At 62.2% G+C, this 18,875-nt stretch carries 14 protein-coding genes; 1 reads left to right on the plus strand and 13 read right to left on the minus strand.

What is annotated here, in order from left to right:
* Window positions 1–1,479 carry a class I adenylate-forming enzyme family protein gene (locus AC3ZU9_RS12190; RefSeq protein ID WP_154845594.1) on the plus strand — a complete coding sequence of 493 codons (1,479 nt, stop codon included), beginning with the start codon at window positions 1–3 and terminating at the stop codon, window positions 1,477–1,479.
* Here the strand turns inward: AC3ZU9_RS12190 and AC3ZU9_RS12195 are convergent.
* The 13 genes from AC3ZU9_RS12195 to AC3ZU9_RS12255 form a co-directional block, all read right to left on the minus strand.
* Window positions 1,476–2,258, minus strand: a complete 783-nt coding sequence (locus AC3ZU9_RS12195; protein ID WP_071495196.1) for an IclR family transcriptional regulator — start codon at window positions 2,256–2,258, stop codon at window positions 1,476–1,478. The two genes, AC3ZU9_RS12190 and AC3ZU9_RS12195, sit on opposite strands and share 4 nt — an antisense overlap.
* Before the next feature lie 102 nt (window positions 2,259–2,360).
* Window positions 2,361–3,194 carry a CmcJ/NvfI family oxidoreductase gene (locus AC3ZU9_RS12200; protein WP_122811075.1) on the minus strand — a complete coding sequence of 278 codons (834 nt, stop codon included), beginning with the start codon at window positions 3,192–3,194 and terminating at the stop codon, window positions 2,361–2,363.
* A gap of 13 nt (window positions 3,195–3,207) precedes the next feature.
* On the minus strand, window positions 3,208–3,936 hold the full coding sequence (locus AC3ZU9_RS12205) for an SDR family NAD(P)-dependent oxidoreductase (RefSeq protein WP_122811074.1): 729 nt from the start codon (window positions 3,934–3,936) through the stop codon (window positions 3,208–3,210).
* 138 nt (window positions 3,937–4,074) lie between these two features.
* The gene (locus AC3ZU9_RS12210; protein ID WP_122811073.1) at window positions 4,075–4,854 is read right to left on the minus strand and encodes an ABC transporter ATP-binding protein; all 780 of its coding nucleotides are present in this window, start codon (window positions 4,852–4,854) and stop codon (window positions 4,075–4,077) included.
* 11 nt (window positions 4,855–4,865) lie between these two features.
* Complete coding sequence (locus tag AC3ZU9_RS12215) at window positions 4,866–5,627, minus strand: ABC transporter permease (RefSeq protein ID WP_122811072.1); 762 nt, start codon at window positions 5,625–5,627, stop codon at window positions 4,866–4,868.
* A gap of 9 nt (window positions 5,628–5,636) precedes the next feature.
* On the minus strand, window positions 5,637–6,398 hold the full coding sequence (locus tag AC3ZU9_RS12220; protein ID WP_122811071.1) for an ABC transporter permease: 762 nt from the start codon (window positions 6,396–6,398) through the stop codon (window positions 5,637–5,639).
* A 170-nt stretch (window positions 6,399–6,568) separates the two neighbouring features.
* A complete protein-coding gene (locus tag AC3ZU9_RS12225; RefSeq protein WP_490090785.1) occupies window positions 6,569–9,034 on the minus strand; it encodes a TonB-dependent receptor plug domain-containing protein in 2,466 nt (821 codons plus the stop codon).
* 68 nt (window positions 9,035–9,102) lie between these two features.
* Window positions 9,103–11,343, minus strand: a complete 2,241-nt coding sequence (locus AC3ZU9_RS12230; RefSeq protein ID WP_122811069.1) for a TonB-dependent receptor — start codon at window positions 11,341–11,343, stop codon at window positions 9,103–9,105.
* A gap of 336 nt (window positions 11,344–11,679) precedes the next feature.
* Window positions 11,680–12,738, minus strand: coding sequence for an ABC transporter substrate-binding protein (locus AC3ZU9_RS12235; RefSeq protein WP_065941389.1), 1,059 nt, complete (start codon window positions 12,736–12,738; stop codon window positions 11,680–11,682).
* Window positions 12,739–12,826: 88 nt separating this feature from the next.
* Window positions 12,827–13,900: an ABC transporter substrate-binding protein gene (locus tag AC3ZU9_RS12240; RefSeq protein WP_122811068.1), complete on the minus strand. Its 1,074-nt coding sequence runs from the start codon at window positions 13,898–13,900 to the stop codon at window positions 12,827–12,829.
* Between the two features lie 20 nt (window positions 13,901–13,920).
* Window positions 13,921–15,072, minus strand: coding sequence for an LLM class flavin-dependent oxidoreductase (locus tag AC3ZU9_RS12245; protein WP_122811067.1), 1,152 nt, complete (start codon window positions 15,070–15,072; stop codon window positions 13,921–13,923).
* A gap of 190 nt (window positions 15,073–15,262) precedes the next feature.
* On the minus strand, window positions 15,263–17,101 hold the full coding sequence (locus AC3ZU9_RS12250; RefSeq protein WP_122811066.1) for an ABC transporter ATP-binding protein: 1,839 nt from the start codon (window positions 17,099–17,101) through the stop codon (window positions 15,263–15,265).
* On the minus strand, window positions 17,094–18,860 hold the full coding sequence (locus AC3ZU9_RS12255) for an ABC transporter ATP-binding protein (RefSeq protein WP_122811065.1): 1,767 nt from the start codon (window positions 18,858–18,860) through the stop codon (window positions 17,094–17,096). Before AC3ZU9_RS12255 ends, AC3ZU9_RS12250 begins: the two co-directional genes overlap by 8 nt.
* Window positions 18,861–18,875: the final 15 nt, after the last annotated feature.

Here is an 18,875-nt window from a genome sequence, read left to right on the forward strand (position 1 = left end):
ATGGACATCAGTACGCTGCTCAGCCAGGCGGCCTTTAAATGGCCGGACCACATCGCACTGCACGAACCGGCCAGTGCTCGCACCCTCACGTTTGACGAATTGGACCGCGCCCTCAGCGGTGTCGGCCAAGTGTTGGATCAGTTGCAAATCCCGGCCGGTGCGCGGGTGGCCTTACTGGCCGACGCCAGCATCGACTACCTGCTGGCCGACTATGGCTGCATGGCCAGCGGCCGTGTGCGCGTGCCATTGGACCCGGCCCTGGCGCTTGACGAATTGCTTGCTCAGCTACAGGACGCGGGCGCTGCCTTGCTGCTGTTTTCCGAGCAGTACGTCGGTGTGGCGCAAGGCTTGGGCATCCGTTGCCTGCCGCTGCAAGCCGTGACCGACGCCAAGCCCGTCGACATCCTTCCACGCCCGGCGCAATCACCCCAGGCGCTGGCCTCGCTCAACTACACCGGAGGCACCACCGGCACGCCCAAGGCCGTGATGCACCGGCATGCCAGCCTGTGTGCGGTGTTGCAAAACATCGTCATGGGCCGGGGCGCCGTGGTCGGCGATGTACTGCTCAACGTCCGCCCGCTATGGCCGATTGCAGCGGTGGCGGTGCTGGCCCATGTGCTCAGCGGTGGCCGAGTGGTGTTGGGCGGGCGCTTCGACGGCAAGGCCTTCATCGCTCAGCTCACTGAGTACCGGGTGGCGTTCAGTTCCCTGGTGCCGACGCAATTACTGCGCCTGTTGCGCGAAACCGGCACTGCAGCGGCCGATCTTCCGGTATTCAAGAGCCTCGATGTCGGCGCTGCCGCGTTGACCGGCGAAGTGCTGGAAGGCTCATGCAGTTTGTTCAGTGAACGCATCGGCGTGCTCTACGGCATGACCGAAGCGCCCTGGAGTTGCTACCTCTCGCCCGCGCAAATGGCGGCGGTGCGCGCGGCCGGCGACAGTGGCGAAGGCGTGGTGGGCCGACCGTTGTTCAGCGCCGCGGTCCGCATCGATCAACCGGACGCAAACGGCGTCGGCGAAATCCTGCTCGGCGGCCCGCAATTGATGAGCGGCTACTGGCAGCTGGAAGCACTCAGCGCCAAGACCCTGGACAACGGCTGGCTGCGCAGCGGTGACCTCGGGCGCATTGGCGCCGATGGGTTGCTGCGTGTGCTGGGGCGTTGCAAGGACATCATCCGCAGCGGTGGCAAGTCCGTGCAGCCCGGTGAAGTCGAACAGAACCTGCTGAGCCATCCCGGCGTGCAGGACGCCCACGTGTTTGGCCTGGAGGACCTGGAGTGGGGCGAGCAAGTGTGCGCAGCCGTGGTATTGGAGGGTTCCCAAGACCTGTCGGCGCAGCAGTTGATGGACCACTGCCGCGCCGGCTTGTCGCGCTACAAGGTGCCGCGCCGCGTCTACTTCATCGACGAACTACCACGCTCCCACTACGGCAAGGTGCAGAAAAACCGCCTGCTCGCCGCACTGGGCCTCAAGCCCTAAAGGTTGCCCAACTGCGCCGCGATACCTTCACAGGCGCGGCGCACATGGCTGGCCAGGGACGAGCCGGGGTGGGTTTCATCTTCCATTTCCAGGCCGGCGACCACCACCGCACCAATGGCTTGCCCGGCTTCCACGCGAATCGGAAACGCCACCGAAGACAGGCCCGGCTTAAACTCGCCGTGTCCGAAGGCGAAGTCCTGCTGGCTGCGAATCTGCTCCAGTGCCGGCAGGGCTTTGGCGTAACGCGCTTCGCCGAGGATTGCCTGCGCGGCCGCCTCGCTGTAGGTGGCGAGTACCGCCCGCCCGCTGGGGCTGCCGTCGATGGGGAATTGGTCGGCAAGGTCGACAATCACGTTGAGCGGCGTGGTCGGTGTCCACATCCGCTCAATCAACACCACTTGGTCACCCACCGGCACCGACAACGACACAATCGCCTGGCGTTCGCCGATCACCCGTTGCAGTTCAATCGCGTAGGGCAGGGCGATCTTGCGCAGGTTCAGGCGGTTCAGGTACGCCGCCGAATAGATCAGGCACTCCGGCCCGATCCGGTAGGTGCCGGCCTGGGATTCGATCAGGCTCCAGTGGGTGAGGGTCTTGAGCAAACGGTGGATGGTGGTGCGGTCGATACCGGTCAGTCGCGCCAGGTCCAGCGCGCTGGCGCCATGCTTGAGGCCCGACAAGGTGCGCAACAGTACGATCGAACGGTCGATGACCTGAACGCGCCCACCGGCGTTTTCCTTACTGCTGGTGGGCGGGGGAGGAGTCGAAGAAATATCCATGGTGGCAGCGGCTTCCGAAATCATTTTGTTCGGCAAGCGCGGATCGCAGGCTTGGCCGGTGACCAAGGTTAGCCGCGATCCGTTGCTGGGTGAAGCCTTGATTTAGGTGTCGAAGAACACCAGTGCGCGCAATTCGATGCTGCGCCGTGGCGGCGCGTCCTTTGGCGTGGTGGGGTCATCAAACGCGGTGTGTGCACTCAGCCCCGCCACATCCCGCCGCGAATCGTGGATCTTCAACAGCAAGGCCTCGTCCGGCCGCAACTGCGGGTAGTAATACCAGCGGTGGGCCGGGTTGGCCTTGACCGAAAACGTTTCGCCTACCTTGTCGCGATACACCAGGTCGCTGGGCAACAAATCGCTATCGGCCATACTGCGCGCATCGCACAAGGCAAGGGGCGTGCTCAGCACTGTCGCGCCGATGGGGCGCCACACATTGATGATCGCAAAGCGTTTGAGCAGGCGCTGTTCGGCTTCGTCCGGGTCGAGGTGGTCGCGCACACGGCGAATCGCCGAGCGTTCGGTCTGGTCGTTGTGCACGTAGCGTACCGGCTCGCGCAGGCCACGCGCCTCACGGCCAGGGTCATCGACGCGAATCGTATGGTCGAAAATCACCACCTTCACCGCGCCGGTCTGCTGTTTGAGCAAGGCTTCGGTTTCCGGGTAGTAGTGCAGGCGCACTTGGTCGTCATCCTCCAGGTTCGCAACGGCACTGGTGTGATCGACTTTTTCGAAGCCTTGGCGGTTGATATTCGCCGGTTCGTCGAGCAACCGGGCGTTATGAATGGTTACTTGGGTCGGGTCCAGCACGCCGCTGCGCAGGGCCTCGCCGTCTGGTGGCGGGTAGGTGTAATTCACCGGGCGCTGGCCGGTGTCCTGCAGGTAATTGAGCACGCCGAGCACGGATGTGGGGGCGAGTTGGGTCTGATGGGTTCCCATAAAAACCTCCGGGTCAGAACGGTTCCTTGAAGGGCCGCAAGTCCAGCTCCTGGGTCCAGGCGCTGCGCGGTTGGGTGTGCAGGTACCAATACGCGTCGGCGATATCGTCGAGCTTCAACGCGCCGTCTTCACCCAGCTTGGCCAGGTAATCCGGTGCGCGGCTTTGCACGCGTTCGCCATCGATGGAACCGTCGATGACCACATGGGCGACATGCACATTTTTCGGCCCGAATTCCCGCGCAAACGACTGGCTTACCGAGCGAAGCCCGGCCTTGCCTGCCGCAAACGCGGTGTACGGCGGCTTGCCACGCAATGACGCGGTGGCGCCGGTAAACAACAGGCTGCCGCCACCATTGGCAAGCAAGGTGCGGGTGGCTTCGCGGGCGAATAAAAAGCCCCCCAATGTCGAGGCGCGCCAGGTTTGCTCGAACAACTCGGCGCTCAACTCAAGCGCCGGCTTGGACACCGAATTGCCCACGTTGAAGATCGCCGCCCTGAGTGTGCCGAGCTCATTGACCTGGGCGATGGCGGCGAGCACGTCGGCTTCGATGCCCGAGTCGGCCACGATTGCATTGGCTTTGCCGCCGTTCGCTTCTATATCCGCCACCACCGCCTGCAACTTGTCCAGGCTCCTGCCGCTGACCGCTACGCGGTAGTCCTCGCGGGCAAAACGCCGCGCCAAGGCTGCACCCAGCCCGGCAACCGCGCCGACCCCGGCAATCCACACCACTGATTCCGCCATGCGCCACATCCTCCAATGGGGTAAGTGGCTACCAATCTACCCATGGCCGGGCGGGAGGAATAAGAATATCGACAGCTAAGGTTATGCCCATGTTCTCAGACGTAAGGGAGCGGAAGGTGCAGCCTGTGAGCGGCAGGTTCAATGCCCTACCAATTCTTCCAGCAACTGCTCCTTGTACCCCTGTAGCACTGATGATGTCCGGTCCCTCGGATGGGGCAGGTCTACCCGGATTTCATGCTTGATTCGGCCCGGATGTGCGTCCATCACGATCACTCGATCTCCCAGGTATAACGCCTCTTCAATATCGTGAGTGACCATAATCACCGTGCAACGCTGCTGTACCCAGATGCGTTGCAGCTCGCGTTGCAGGTGCACGCGGGTCAAGGCATCTAGGGCGCCCAGCGGTTCATCCAGTAGCAACACTTTGGGTTTGTTGATGAGCGCCCTGGCGATCGCGGCGCGCTGCGCCATACCGCCTGAGAGCTGATGGGGGTAGGCATGTTCAAATCCTTCAAGGTTCACCAGCCTGATGTGTTCAGCTACCTGACGGTCTTTCTCCGCCTGGGGCAGCTTGTGGTTTTTCAGGGCCAGGGCGATGTTCTGGCTGACGGTCATCCAGGGGAACAGGCGATGGTCCTGGAACACGATGCCGCGTTCCAGGCTGGTGGCGACGATACGTTTGCCGTCCAGCAAAATATCGCCTCCGTATTCGGCTTCCAATCCGACAATCAGTCGCAGCAAAGTGGATTTTCCGCAGCCGCTGGCGCCGACAATGCTGACAAACTCGCCAGGGCGCACGTCGAGCTGGATGTCGTGCAACACCGGCAGTGAACGGCCCTCGATCAGGTATGTCTTGTTCAGGCCGCGAATCTGCAGCGCACCGGTTTGCACGTAAAGTGGAGAAGCGATTGCGTTCATATCAGGGCCTTTCAACGGAGGTTGCGCCAGCGCAACAGGTGGCGGCTCAGCAGGGTGAATAACAGGGTCATCAGGTAGCCGAGCAAGCCGATGCACAGCACGCTGAGCACGATCACTTCCATGCGCGAGCCGGCCTCTGCATTCATCATCAGATTGCCCAGGCCCGCCCCGGAGGACAGGAACAATTCACTGCCTATCGCGGTGACCCAGGCGAATGCCAGCGCGTGCAGCACGCCGGTGACGATACTCGGCAACGCCGCCGGCAGCAGCACCTGGGTGAATTGCTGAACAGGGGTGAGCACCAGCACCTGGCCGACTTCCCGGTAACGGCGCTCCACATGGCTGAAACCCTGGTAGGTGTTGAGTACCATCGGGTAGAACGCGGCAAGGGTGACGATCAGCACTTTGGAGAACTCGCCGTTGCCGAACCACATCGCAATCAGCGGGATCCAGCCAAGCATCGGCACCTGACGAATCGAGTGGAACAGCGGGCCGATCAAACGATTGGCTACGCTGGACAGCGCCATCAGCACCCCCAGCATCACGCCGAACACAATGCCCAGTAGCAAGCCACTGCTGGTGCGCGCCAGGCTTGCCAGCAGGTTGACCAGCAGTTCGCCGTTGCTGAGCATTTCCAGCAACGCCGAGCCGATTGCCGATAACGGCACGAAGGCATAGGCCCCGGCAGCGTCCTGGCGTGAGGCGTATTCCCAGGCGAGCACCAGAAGTAGTGGCAGCAGCAGTCCTCGGGATTTTTTCAGTAAGGGCAACATGTGAGGCTCCTAGCGTGTCTGCCAGCGAAATAGGCGCTGTTCGATACGGCGAAAGGCATAGTCGAGGGCAAACCCAATCACCCCGGTGACCACTACACCGACCATCACCACATCGATGCGCAGCATCTGCCGGGCCATCTCGATCATCTGCCCCAGCCCACTGTCGGCCGCCAGCAACTCAGTGGCCACCAGCACCACCCATGCACGGGTCAAGCTGATGCGAAAGCCGGTGATGATCGGCGGCGCGGCGGCGGGCAGGGCCACCAGGCGCACAAAGGTCGGCCAGCGCAAGCGGTACACGTTGGCCACTTCGAAGTAACTGCGCGGAATGCCGCGTACCCCTTCCCCTGCCGCGAGTGCCACCGGGAAGAACGCGGTTTTGGCGACGATAATGATCTTGAAGGTTTCATCAATGCCGAACAGCAGCACGAACATCGGGATCAAGGCGATGCTGGGGATCTGGCGCAGGGTGTGGAACAGCGGCCCGCAGTACACCTCGACGTTCTTGGACAAGGCCATTAGCACGCCGAAGGCCAAGCCACACAGTGAACCAATGCCAAAGCCCAGACCGAGCCGCGACAAGCTATTACCCAGGTGTTCGAGCAATTCGCCGCTGGCCAGCAGTTCTTCGAAGGTGTGCAGCACCTGGGCCGGTGGTACTAGCAGGTTGCGCGGGAAAATCCCGAGATGGGCCACCCCCGTCCAGACGGCGAGCAAAACCAGGGGCGAGATAAGCCAGGTGAGAGCGGTGAACAATCGATGGGTGCGCATGGCAAGTCTTTTTCAGCGAAGTACAACGTGTCCATCGCAAAACATGTGCCACAACCCAACCCATCTGTAGGAGCCCGGCTTGCCGGCGATGAGGCCCGTAAAATCAGCTCCTGGCAAACGGGCAATTGGTGATGGGGTGCTGCTGTGGCAGCACCCATTCAGCAGCCGCCTCAGAAGTCGTAGCTCACGCTGGTGTAATAAAACGCCCCCTGTGCGCCTTCCGGGCTGGTGATGGAGTATTTCGGTACGCCGTACAACTGCGCACCATCGGATTTGTCAGGGTGGGTATCGAACAGATTGATCGCACCCACCGAGACTTTTACGCCCTTGTGGAAGGTGTACGACAGGTCGAGATCGGTCACCCATTGAGGGCTGTAGGTTTGATCGAGGCTGGGATTGGTGGCGTTGAGGCTTTTCCATTCGCCATAGCGGCGCTGGGCCACGGTCAGGCCCCAGTTTTCATACAGCCAGTTGGCGCTCAGGGTCAGCTTGGTGTCCGGCGTGCCTTCCTCGATCAGGCCCTGCGTGTTGCGTCCGACAATCTGCGAACCCTTGATATTGCCCACATCGCGCAAGCCAGTGATGGTGGTGTCGGTCTTGGCAAAGCCGCTGCTCAGGTTCAGGCGGCCCCATTGCTGCAGGTCCCACTGGTAATTGCCGGTCAACTCGATACCGTCGGTGCGGGTGTCGGCGACGTTGGTGTAGAACGCCGCGCTCTGGATATTGGCGTAAGGCGTACCGGCAAAGATCGGCGTGACCACGCTGGCGGGCAACTGGTCGGAAAGGGTGATGCGGTTATCGATGTTGATGCGGTACGCGTCCACCGTGACCGAGGCATTTTCCAGTGGGCGCCAGACCAGGCCCAGGGAATAGTTGGTCGACTCCTCTGGCTTGAGCGCCTTGCCGCCAAGCGCCTGGGCTTCCGGGCTGTTGGCGCGCAACGTACGTTGTTGCACCTCGACGAAGTTGCCGCTGCCAGGGGGTTGCTCTACCACCTGCACACTGAACGAGGACATGCCGCTCTGCACCAGCGAAGGCGCGCGATACCCGGTGCTCGCAGTGGCCCGTGCGGCGATCTGTGGGGTGAAGTCGTAGCGCAGGGACAGCTTGCCGTTGGTGGTGTCGCCAAAGTCCGAATAGTGCTCGGTACGCACCGCCACGCCGGCCTGGAATTTCTCGGTAACCTGGCCTTCGACGTCAATGTAGGCGCCCAGTACCTTTCGATCCAGCGAGGCCGCATCTACTTGGGTGATGCCTGAATAATAACCGGGAATCCGGCGCCCGGTGATCGGGTCGGCTGTGTTGAACAGCGGGCCGTTCTGCCAGCCCGCCGCTTCACCCGCGCTCAGTTGATAGTTTTCCTTACGCCAGGCCAGCCCGGCGGAGAGTGTCAGCGGCTTGAACAACAGGTCGGTAGGGAAGTCGCGCACCCAGTCCAGGGTCAGGTTGGTCTGGTCGTTTTCGCGCTCTCCGGTGTAGATCTTCGATGGGCTATTGGTGCCATAGCTGGGGTTGATCGCATTGCGGTCGGTGGATTTGAGGGTGTTGTTGCCATGGTTGAGCGCCAGGTCGAATTTGCCCAGGCGCTCGTTCTCCCAACGCAGCCCGCCGGTCACCGCATAATCCTCCAGGCCGTAGCGGGTGATCGGCAAGCGGCCGTCCGGGTAGCGCGCCAACGCGTTACTGCCGTAGTTGTTACGCAAGGTGGTGGGCGGGTCGAAGAAACCTTCGGCGTCGGTGTTCTTGTGGGAGTAGGTGGCGAAGCCGTAGGCGGTCAGGCTCTCGCCGATGCCGACCTCACTGTTGGCCACGAAGTTGTACTGGTCCGAGACATTGCCCGCACCCCAACGCCAAGTGCGGTAGCGGTTATTCTGCTCGCGGGGCGTGTTAATGCTGGTATCGCCGGGGTAAAAGATCCGGTTGTCGGGGTTGGTGTCGCTGGCCGGGTCTTGGCTGCCGGCATCGAAGCTCAAGGTCAGGAAGCCGTCGTTGGGCAGGGTGAAACCCTTCCAGCCGCTGAGCTTACGCTGCAGGCCATCGCCTTTGTCATAGCCGCCAAAGCGGTAGCCCAGGTTGCCGCCGTCGTCGTTTTCCTTGAGCACAATGTTGATTACCCCCGCGATGGCGTCGGAGCCGTATTGGGCCGCGGCGCCGTCGCGCAGGATCTCCACGCGCTGGATCGCACTCAAGGGAATCAGGCTCAAGTCCACCGCTGCCGCGCCTCGCCCATTCACCAGGCTCTGACGGGTGATATTCGCGCTGCTGTGACGGCGCTTGCCATTGACCAGCACCAGCACTTGGTCCGACGCCAAGCCACGCAGCGAAGCGCCCTGGGCGATGGAGCCGCCGAAGGCGCCTTGGGGCGACTGTGGGAAGTTGAAAGACGGCGACAAGGCGGTGAGGGCGCCGGAGAGGTCGGTGGCGCCGGTCTGCTGCAATTGCTCACCGGACAGTACATCGACGGGTGCTGCGCTTTGCAGGGCGGTCAGGTCGCTGCGGCGGGTGCCGAGTACCACTACGGTGTCCAGGCGATCGTTTTTTGCAGTGGGCTGCGTATCGTCTGCCGCAAAGACAGGCACGGCAAGGCTGCCCATGACCAGCGCAATGGCGCCGGCCAACGGAGTGCGTTGGAACATAAAAAGGTCCTTTCAGAATGTAGGAGCCGGGCTTGCCGGCTCCTACAGGGAGTGGAGGTGTGGTTGGGTTAGAAGCGGCTGGTCACGCTCAGGCCTACGGTACGAGGGTCGCCGTAGGTGATCACGTACTGGCCCAAGCCACCGTTCGGCCGGCCATGGACTTGGTAGCGGCGGTCGGTGAGGTTGTTGACGAAGCCGGTGACGCTGAGTTTTTCGTCGGTGCTGTACCAGGTCAGGCGACTGTTGGCCAAGGTGTAGTGAGGCTGGCTCAGGTCCTTGTCGGCGCTGCTTTGGCGGTCGGCGAGGAAGTATTCCTTGTCGCGGAAACTCACATCCGCCCCCGCCACCAGCTTGCCGCCGATTTCCAGTGGGATGGTGTAGTCGCCGCCCAAGGACACCACATTGCGCGGCGAGCGCACGAAGCTGTTACCGCTGTAGTCGCCGGTGACCGCACCGGTGGTGGGGTTGGTGTTCTTGAAATCGGTGTATTCGCTGTCCAGGAACGAGATCGCTGCACGCAGGTGCAGGTAGTCGGTGGGTTGGCCTTCCAGCTCCAACTCGGCACCTTTGACCTTGCCCTTGGCGCCGTTGGTCAAGGCGGTTGTCAGTACACCGTTGTTGACCGTCAGCAGGTTCACCTGAATATCCGAATAGTCGTAGTAGAAGATATTCGCGTTGGCCGTGAGGCGATGGTTGAACCACTCGGACTTCACGCCGAACTCATAGGCGTCGAGTTGTTCCGGGTCGACCGTGGTCAGTTGCGACAGGCTGGTGGACAACCCGGTGTTGAAACCGCCGGAACGGAAGCCATGGGCGTAGCGGAAAAACACGCGCACGTTGTCGTTGATGCGGTATTCCGGGGTCAGGTCGTAGGTCCAGGCTTCCCAGGTTTTATCCTCCTGGCGATTGCCGTTGCTGCCGGCGGCGGCTAGCGGGATAAATGGGCCGTTGGCGGTGGCGCGGGTCAACTGGGTCAGGCTGAGGTCGATGTCTTTCTTTTCCTGGGTCCAGCGCAGGCCACCGGTCACGCTGAAGTTGTCGGTGAAGTCGTAGGTCAGGTTGCCGAAGAGCGCGTAGCTGTCAGTCTTATGGTCGTAGCTCAGGTCACGAAAGTCCGTGGCGCCCCCAATCTGGTTCGAACCTGTGCCGTTGGGGGTCGGGCCGGGCTGGATAAAACGCCCGGCGGTGCTATCCAGATCTTCATGGAAATAGTGCGCACCGGCCAGCCAGCGCAGGGTTTCCTGCTGGGGCGAGGCCAGGCGGATTTCCTGGGAATACTGAGCGTATTTGTTGTCTGCGGTGGAGGTCCCGTTAACCTCGTACGGCGTGTAGTCGCCGTCACTGCTGGACTGGCCGCGAATATAGTCATAGGCGCTGATGGACGTGAGGGTGTAGTCGCCCAGGTGCCAGTTGAGGGTCAGCGAAGTACCGTCGTGATTGAGCTTGGAATCGTCTTTCACATTGAGCGCGATATCGCGCCCGGCCGGCCGCTGGTAGCCCACGTTGTAATAGCGGCCCAGGGTCAGCGCACCGTTGGCGCCATCGCCCTTGAACTCGCGGCTGTGGATCTTCCACAGCGCGTCCAGTTCGTCGTTGAGCTGGGCGAAGAACTGCAGGCGCACGGCCTTTTTGTTCACGTCACCATAGGTGTGATCGTCCACCAGGTTCTTCTGGAAACCGTCGCGCTCTTCGGAGTACAGCGAGATCCGCGCGGCGAGTTTCTCATCCACCAGGGTACCGCCGAGGGCGCCGCTGAGGATGCGTTCGTTCTTGCTGCCAAAGCCGATGGTGCCGAAACCGTCGGTGTCGAACGTCGGCTTCTTCGAAATGATATTTACCGCGCCGGCCGTGGTGTTCTTGCCGTAGAGCGTGCCCTGTGGACCGCGCAGAATCTCGATGCGCTCCAGGTCCCACAGCGGGCCGCCACCGGCAATCGGTGCGTTCAGGTACACGTCATCGGCATAAATGCCTACTGGGTAAACCGTGGCCGCACCGGTGTCGCCGGTGCCCAGCCCGCGGATGTACCAGCGCGGGCGACCGTCGCCGTCGGGGTTCTTGGCCGAGGCGTTGGGAATGAAGGTGGTGATGTCGCCCATGTTACGTACGCCGTCGGCGACGATGCTGGTGCCCTGGACCGCCGATACCGCCACCGGAACCTCTTGCAGGGTTTGCTCGCGGTGTTGCGCGGTGACGGTCACGGTCTTGAGTGACGGCTCGGTCTTGCTGGCGTCGTCTTCAGCGGCGTGCGTGCTGCCGGCGACGAGCAAAGCGAGCCAAAGGCCCTTGGTGATCGGATTGATTTTATGCATTGCAGTCTCCCCCGGAAAATGTGTCCTTGAAGGGGGTACAGCAGAGATCGTGCCAAGAGGATTTCAGTGTCGATACATGAGCGTAACCTGCTGATTTTAATTATAAAAAAATTACATAACGCTGAGTTTTATAACGCTTTCAAGGGGCGTGAAAACGGCCTGCGGAGGATTCAGCAGAAAGTGCGCGCAGGGTGCTGCTGGAGCAGCAGGGGAAGTGTTGCCAGGCCAACACAGCTGGCACTGATCACACATTAATTGTAGGCGCCCGGCTTGCCGTCGATGGCGTTTTCACGGGCGCCATCGCCGGCAAGCCGGGCGCCTACAGGCAGGGTCGGACTAAACAGCGACGCGTGAAGTGGAACCGATGACTTTTTCCAGCACGCTGAAGTCGATCCAGTCGCGTACATCGAAGCGGCGCGGGATAAAGTTCCAGCGGAACAGGAAGTCGGTGAAATCCTGCAACGCATCGATCGAGCGCGAGTCCAGCGTGGTCCGCAGTCGACGGTGCGCATCTTCACCATAGGCGGCCGTGACCCAGTATTCGCTGGTATTGAGTTCTTTGGCGAGAAAGCGCCGGGTTTCATCTGGGTTGGCCCAGGCCCATTGCTCAGTGCGCAGCACGGTATCGACGATTTTCACGCTGGCATCGAAATGCTCTTGCAGCAGGTTGATATCCACGGTGAGGGTGCGCGGCGTGCCGTTGTTGCTGCGGATCAACGGGTCCGGGTGCGAGCCGGTGTCTACCACGACATGCAAACCGAACTCATTGGCCAAGTGCACAGCGTGGGCGCCCTTGAGAAAGATCGCGTCGATATCGCCGCGTAGCAGGCCGATCAGTTCATTGTTGCGCCGGCTGAAGCGGCTGACCCCCAGTCCGATTTCGGGGCCATACACATAGGAGGTCTGGTTATCGCTGTAGGTCCCGCCATAGGGGTAGTCCACCAGTTCTACGTCCGACACGTTCAAGCCTTCGAGCTTGAGCGCGTTTTCCAGGCCCCGCAGGGCCTGGGCACGCGTGAAGTCGATCTGTACGTTGGCCCACTTCGGCAGACCGAAACGGCGGTTTTTCAGGTCGCGTACGTTCTTAACACCGCTCTCTGCGGTGGTCAGGATCAACTGCACCTCGTCGCTCCACGACAAGCCCAGCACGCGGGTTTCGACGCCACTGGCGTAGGCCCAGATCGCTGGGATATTGCCACCGTGGCGCACCGAATTCTGCAGGTGATGGTCATAGTGGGCTTCGCGCACTTCCCGCTCGGTGGATTCGCGCAACGATTGGATATTGGTGCCAAAGGGCAGGAAGGCTTCGGCCAGCCGCCCGGACTGCACCGCGATGCCAAGCCCGGTGGGGACCGGGCTGTGGGTATACCAGAGAGTATCGAGTGGTTTGCTCATAAAATTCTTCGTTCAAATTCGTGAAATGTTCGCACATTGCAGGAGCCCGGCTTGCCGGCGATGGCGTCCGTGAATGACGCAGTGATCATTAGGAGGCCATCGCCGGCAACCCAGCTTCTGCAGGGGTGGCGTTATCGTTGAGTACTGTATTCAACGGCCGTGCATCGATCCATTCACGCACATCGAAGCGCTGTGGAATAAAGCGCCAGCGATGCAAAAAGTGGGTGAAGTCCTGCAGGGCGGCAATCGCCTGTTCATCCAGTTCGGTACGCAGGCGCAGGTGTGCGTCTTGGCCATAGGCGGCTGTCACCCAATACTCGCTGCTGTTGGTTTCCCGCGCCAGGTAACGGCGGGTGTCTTCCGGGTGGGTATGGGCCCACTGTTCGGCGCGCAGCACCGCGTCGAGGATGCCAGTGGCCACGTCAAAATGGTTATCCAGCAGGTTCAGGTCTACCGCCAGCGTGCGTGGGGTGCCGTTGTTGCTGCGGATCAGTGGGTCGGGGTGGGCGCCGGTATCGATCACGATATGCAGGCCGAAATCATGGGCGTGCTGGGCGGCGCTGGCGCCCTTGAGGAAAATTGCATCCACCTCGCCGCGCAGCAGGCCGATCAGTTCCAGGTTGCGCGCGCTGACTTGGGTGTTAACCGGCGTGCCGGCCACATTGCGCACGGCGCTGTCACTGAAGGTACCGCCGTAGCGGAAGTTGACAAGCTTCACATCGCCGACTTTCAAGCCTTCCAGCGACAGCGCGTTTTCCAGGCCGCGCAGGGCCTGGGCGCGGGTGAAGTCGATTTGAACGCCGGCCCAGTCCGGCAAGCCGAAGGTGCGGCCCTTGAGGTCCTTGACGGTCTTGATGCCGCTGTCCGGGCGGGTCAGGATCAGTTGCACTTCATCCGCCCAGGACAAGCCGATCACCCGGGTTTCGCGGCCTTGGGCGCGGGCCCAGATCGCCGGGATATTGCCGCCATGGCGCACCGAGTTCTGCAAGGTGTGGTCGAAGTGCGACTCGCGCACGGCCTTGTCATTCGATTCGCGCAGGGACTGCACCTCGGTGCCCAAGGAGCCGACGGTGTCTTGCAACCAGCCCTTTTGTACGGCGATGCCCAGCCCGGTTGGCACAGGACAACGGGTATACCAGAGGGTGTCGAGGGGTTGTGTCATCAGAGGTTCTCCCCCAGCGCTCAGGCGCTGGCTTTCAAAGGTTGGATCGCCGGGCGTTGGTGCACCAGCGGCAAGACTTCCTGGCCAATGCGCAAGGCTTCCTCAAGGTGCGGGTTGCCGGCAAGGATAAAGGTCGAGAAGCCAGCGTCGCGGTATTCCACCAGACGCTCGGCGATGTTTTCGTGGCTGCCCACCAGGCCGACGGTGGGCCCCGGCTTGGCCTTGGCGAAACCAGCCCAGAGATTGGGGCCGATGATCAGGTCGTCGAAGCGGTCGACGTTCTGGTGATAGGCGGCCTGCCGTGCGCCGCCGACTGAATCCGAACCGCTGGTAAAGCCTTTGGCAACCGTACTGGTCTTGCCTTCGAGTTTGTCGAATTGGCGTCGCAGGTCTTTCCAGGCCAGCTCTTCGGTCTCACGGGCGAACAGGTCGACCCGCAGGCCGAAACGTACCGTGCGCCCTTGTTTGTCGGCCAACTCGCGTACGCGCTCGATATGCGGCTTGAGCTTGTCGATAGGCTCGGCCCAGTTCAGGTACACGTCGGCGTGTTTGGCGGCAACGCCCAACGCAGCATCGGAGAACCCGGAGAAATACACCCCTGGCTTGCGCTCATGACGCAGGCCGGTGGGCAGGGCGCCGTTTTCCAGTTGGTAGATCTCACCGTCGTAGGAGAAATTTTCGTTCTCCCACAGACCCTGGATGATGTCCAGGAATTCGCCGGTGCGCTTGTAGCGCAGGTCATGTTCGAGGAAATCGCCATTGGCGCGCTGGCTCGCGGGGTTACCGCCGGTGATGATGTTCCACTCCAGGCGGCCACGGCTGAGGTTCTGCAGGATCGCGGCTTGCTGCGCGGCGTAGGCGGGCAGGGTCCAGGTGGCTTGGAAGGCGATCAGGAACTTGATGCGCCGGGTTTCGCGGGCCAGCGCTGCAGCGGCGATCCAGGGCTCGGGGCCGGTGGGCAGCAAGGCACCTTCAAAACCTGCTAGTTCGGCAGCCTTGGCCACTTGGGCGATGTAGTCGATGTAGGTGAAGTCATCCGGCTCGCCGTTGGGTAATCGCCCCGGGGCGATATTGCCAGGCCGGTAGTCGGGGTTGCCACGGTTGTGTTGGTCGGTGGTCAGTTGCGGACCGTCGGTGCCCAACGGCAGGCGCCAGAAAAATTCAGTGCTCATGGGTGCTCCTGATTTGAGTCGTGCAGGGGGCGCAGACCTGATGTGCAAGGTCTGTGCAACGTGCATGCCATGGGCGCCTCGGCCAATGGCTACGGGGGCAACCGCGCTTCAGTAGGAGAGGGCTGCTGCTGTAGCAGCAGCCTCCCAGCAACCCATGCTGGAGGCGCAACATAGGCTTTCAGGGGTGCTCCTACAGGGTGATGGCGTCAGGTTGATGGGCGCTGCGCAGGTAGGTGTGGTACAGCGCTGCATAGGGCCCGGCCTGTCCGATCAATTGCTGGTGTGGCCCCAGTTCCACCACTTGGCCGTGGCGTACGACGGCAATCCGGTCGGCATCCCGAATCGTTGCCAGGCGGTGGGCGATGATGATTGCCGTGCGCCCCTCACACAGGCGTCGCAAGGCCCGTTGGATACGCCGTTCGGTATGAATATCGACCGCCGACGTCGCCTCATCCAGTACCAGCACCGCCGGGTCCGCCAGGTACGCGCGCACCAGGCACACCAGTTGCCGCTGGCCATGGCTCAGATGTGCCCCCAGCGGCCCTACTTCAGTGTGGTATTGATGGGGCAGGCGTTCCAGCACTTCATCGGCGCCCAGTTCACGGGCAGCGGCGACCAGCGTTGCATCATCGGCATGGGGCGCGGCCAGGCGCAGGTTGTCGAGGATGCTCCCGCTGAACAGTACATTGTCCTGCAACACCACGCCCACATGGCGACGCAAGGTGTGTTGCGCCAGGTCGCGCACATTGATGCCGTCGAGTCGCACTGCGCCGGCTTGGACTTCGTAGAAGCGTGTCAGCAGTTGCACCAAGGTACTTTTGCCGTGGCCGGACGGGCCGACGATCGCCAGCACTTCTCCGGCTGGAATATGCAGGCTCAAGCCTTTGATGACGGGCGCCTGACCATAACCGAACTCCACTTGGTCAAACTGCACTTCTCCACGAGCGCGCTCCAATGCGCGGGGGGTAGCGCTGTCGACGATCTGCGGGCGCGTGTCAAGCAACAGGAAGATCCGCTGGGCCGACGCCGAACCCGTGGCGTAGCGTTCAAACAGGTCCGACAGCTCCTGCAATGGTCCCAGGAACAGAAACACGTAGAACAGGCTTTCTGCCACCTGGCCGACACTGACTTCACCCGCCGCCAACCCATACGCACCCACCAGCAATAACAGCGCGATGCCTGCTGAACTGAGCAGTGCGGTAAACGGTGCAAACCACGACGAGCGCAAACTGCCGCGAATCAGCGCATGGTTGAAATCATCCAGCAGCACGCGATAGCGCTGCAGGTTCGGCGCCTCCTGGGCGCACTGTTGCAGCAAGCGTGCACCGCTGACACTTTCCACCAAGTGCGCAGTAAAGCGGCTGCGGTTCTCCGCGACCTTGGCCCAGTTGCGCTGGGAAATACGCTTGAAGCTCCATGTCGCGAGCACCAGCAATGGCACCGTCGCTACCAGACTGAGGAAGAACCGTGGGTCGATGCGCCAGAGCATTACCGAGGCCAGGCCGCAGCGCAGCACGGCGCCCAGCAACTCCGGCGGCCCCTGGATCACCAGCGGTTCGAGGGCGTCGACATCGCGGTCGACCCTGGAAATGATGCGCCCTGCACGGGTCTGGTCGAAGTAGCTCACGCTCAAGTTCTGCACATGGGCAAACACCTGCACGCGCAAGGCATTCAGCACGCGGATCGCCGCGCCGCCGGCAACAAACTGCGAGACCCCGGCCAGCAGGAAGCGCGCGAGCCAACTGGTCGCCAGGCCCAGGCCCAGCCATAGCACCAGGCGTTCATCCAGCAGCCAGTGATCGGCTTGCTGGATCAGCCCTCGGTCCAGCAGCTCGCGCACAAACCAGGGCCGCAGGAACACGGTAAACACCAGTAGGATCTCAATGCCGATGACAGCCACAATCTGCCGACGGATCGGTCGCAGCAACGGCAGCAAGCGTTTGAACATGCCGCGATCGAGGGCCTTTTTCGCCAGCATTTCTTCGATTTCGATATCGCTCAAGGCTTTGCCTGGCAGCGGGTTAGCCATGGTCTATCCCCAGCAGGTCGCGGTAGTGCGCATTGGTTGATTGCAGTTCAGCATGGGTGCCTTGGGCGGTGATCCTACCGTCGTCCAGTATCAGCACGCGGTCGGCCAGCAGGATGGTCGAGAGCTTGCTGGAGATCACCAGCACCGTGGTGCCGCGCAGGTGTCGCAGGTTGTGCAGCACCTGGCGCTCGCTGATGGCGTCGAGGGCGCTGGTGGCGTCGTCCAGGCACAGGATGTCGGGTTTGCCGAGCAGCGCGCGGGCCAGGCACAGGCGTTGGCGCTGGCCGCCGGACAAGGTCACGCCCCTATCGCCGAGAGGGGTTTCAAGGCCGTGGGGCAGGCGCTGCAGGACATCTTCAGCAGCGGCTTGATGCAACGCTTCGCGCAGTTCTTCGTCAGTGGCATTAGGCGCGGTCAGGCGCAGGTTGGCCGCCAGGCTGCCGGCAAACAGGAAACTCTCCTGGGGTACCACATGCACGCGCTGACGCAGCGGGCCCAGTTGCAGGTCACGGATGTCCTGCCAGCCATCGTTGTCCGAACCGAGCAACAGGCGCCCGGCGGTCACATCGCTCAGGCGTGGCAATAAGCTGGCGAGCAGGCTCTTACCGGTACCGGTTGCACCCACCAGCGCGACGATTTCACCCGGCTGCAATGTCAGCGAACAGCCGTGCAAAATGTCGCGGCCACCACCGGGCGCGGTCACGCTGACCTGTTCCAGCTTCAGTCCCAGCGGGCTGGCGGGTAGGGTGGCAGCACCGCTGCGGATCGCGGCCGGGGCGTCCAGCAGTTGCCAGATGCGTTGCGCACTGGCGCGGGCATCGGCGAAGGTCTGCATTACCCGGCCGATGCCCTCTATACGAAATACCAGGGTGGTGGCGATCAGCAGCGAAGTGACCAATTCGCCGATTCCCAGTTGACCGGTCGCCACCAGGTGCGCGCCGTATACCAGGATCCACACGTGACCCAGCGCCACTACCGCCTGGGGCAGCGGAATACGTGAGCTGGAATAAGCCAGGGCCTGGCGCGCCAACGCAGCAAACACCGCTACCTGATCGGCAAAGCCCTGGATACGCCGCTGTTCCAGGGCGAACGACTTGATCACCCGTACGCCGCCAATGCCTTCGCTCAGGTCCTGGTTAACCCGGTCATAGGCGCTACCGACCGCGCGATCCAGGCTCACCAGCTGTTCGGTCTGGCGCACGAAAATCGCCAAGCCGGTCACCGTCAGCAACAGCGGCACCAGCCCCAGCAGCGGGTTGTACCAGCTCAGCAGGCCAACCGTGGCAAGCACCACCAGCGGTGTCTCTACCAACTGCCGCCAGAAGGTGATCAACGCGTCGCGCACTTTGTCGGCATCACGGGTGGTGCGGGTGATCATTTCCCCCATGCCGTGCTGCCAGTGATAGCCCAGGTGCAGGCTTTGCACCTGGGCCAGGATGCGTTCGCGCAGGCGCGTCAGCAGTTCCTGGCTGATCATCAGTGACAACACGCTGGCGATGTATTGCAGCACGCCACGGCCCAGGGCCACGGCCAGCATCAGGCCCAGCCAGTACCAGCCAAGGCCGGCATCCAGGCTGCCGTCGCCGAGGCGTACCACGGCACGCCCGGCGCTCACGTCATTGACTGCATGGCCGATCAGCCATTGCTGCCAGACCAGGCCCAGGTTGATGGCCACGTACAGCGCCGCCACCAGGGTGAATCGCCAGGGCATTTCCCTATAGATCGCCAGGCTGCGTAGAAGAGGGTGTCGTTCGATCATGAAAAGCTCATTGGC

The organism is Pseudomonas sp. A39 (genome assembly GCF_058145955.1).

Coding starts and splice junctions, on each gene's coding strand:
- AC3ZU9_RS12250 (WP_122811066.1), bottom strand. CDS start 17,101: ATGGCTAACCCGCTGCCAGGCAAAGCCTTGAGCGATATCGAAATCGAA.
- AC3ZU9_RS12205 (WP_122811074.1), bottom strand. CDS start 3,936: ATGGCGGAATCAGTGGTGTGGATTGCCGGGGTCGGCGCGGTTGCCGGG.
- AC3ZU9_RS12190 (WP_154845594.1), top strand. CDS start 1: ATGGACATCAGTACGCTGCTCAGCCAGGCGGCCTTTAAATGGCCGGAC.
- AC3ZU9_RS12240 (WP_122811068.1), bottom strand. CDS start 13,900: ATGACACAACCCCTCGACACCCTCTGGTATACCCGTTGTCCTGTGCCA.
- AC3ZU9_RS12235 (WP_065941389.1), bottom strand. CDS start 12,738: ATGAGCAAACCACTCGATACTCTCTGGTATACCCACAGCCCGGTCCCC.
- AC3ZU9_RS12255 (WP_122811065.1), bottom strand. CDS start 18,860: ATGATCGAACGACACCCTCTTCTACGCAGCCTGGCGATCTATAGGGAA.
- AC3ZU9_RS12200 (WP_122811075.1), bottom strand. CDS start 3,194: ATGGGAACCCATCAGACCCAACTCGCCCCCACATCCGTGCTCGGCGTG.
- AC3ZU9_RS12210 (WP_122811073.1), bottom strand. CDS start 4,854: ATGAACGCAATCGCTTCTCCACTTTACGTGCAAACCGGTGCGCTGCAG.
- AC3ZU9_RS12195 (WP_071495196.1), bottom strand. CDS start 2,258: ATGGATATTTCTTCGACTCCTCCCCCGCCCACCAGCAGTAAGGAAAAC.
- AC3ZU9_RS12220 (WP_122811071.1), bottom strand. CDS start 6,398: ATGCGCACCCATCGATTGTTCACCGCTCTCACCTGGCTTATCTCGCCC.
- AC3ZU9_RS12245 (WP_122811067.1), bottom strand. CDS start 15,072: ATGAGCACTGAATTTTTCTGGCGCCTGCCGTTGGGCACCGACGGTCCG.
- AC3ZU9_RS12215 (WP_122811072.1), bottom strand. CDS start 5,627: ATGTTGCCCTTACTGAAAAAATCCCGAGGACTGCTGCTGCCACTACTT.
- AC3ZU9_RS12225 (WP_490090785.1), bottom strand. CDS start 9,034: ATGTTCCAACGCACTCCGTTGGCCGGCGCCATTGCGCTGGTCATGGGC.
- AC3ZU9_RS12230 (WP_122811069.1), bottom strand. CDS start 11,343: ATGCATAAAATCAATCCGATCACCAAGGGCCTTTGGCTCGCTTTGCTC.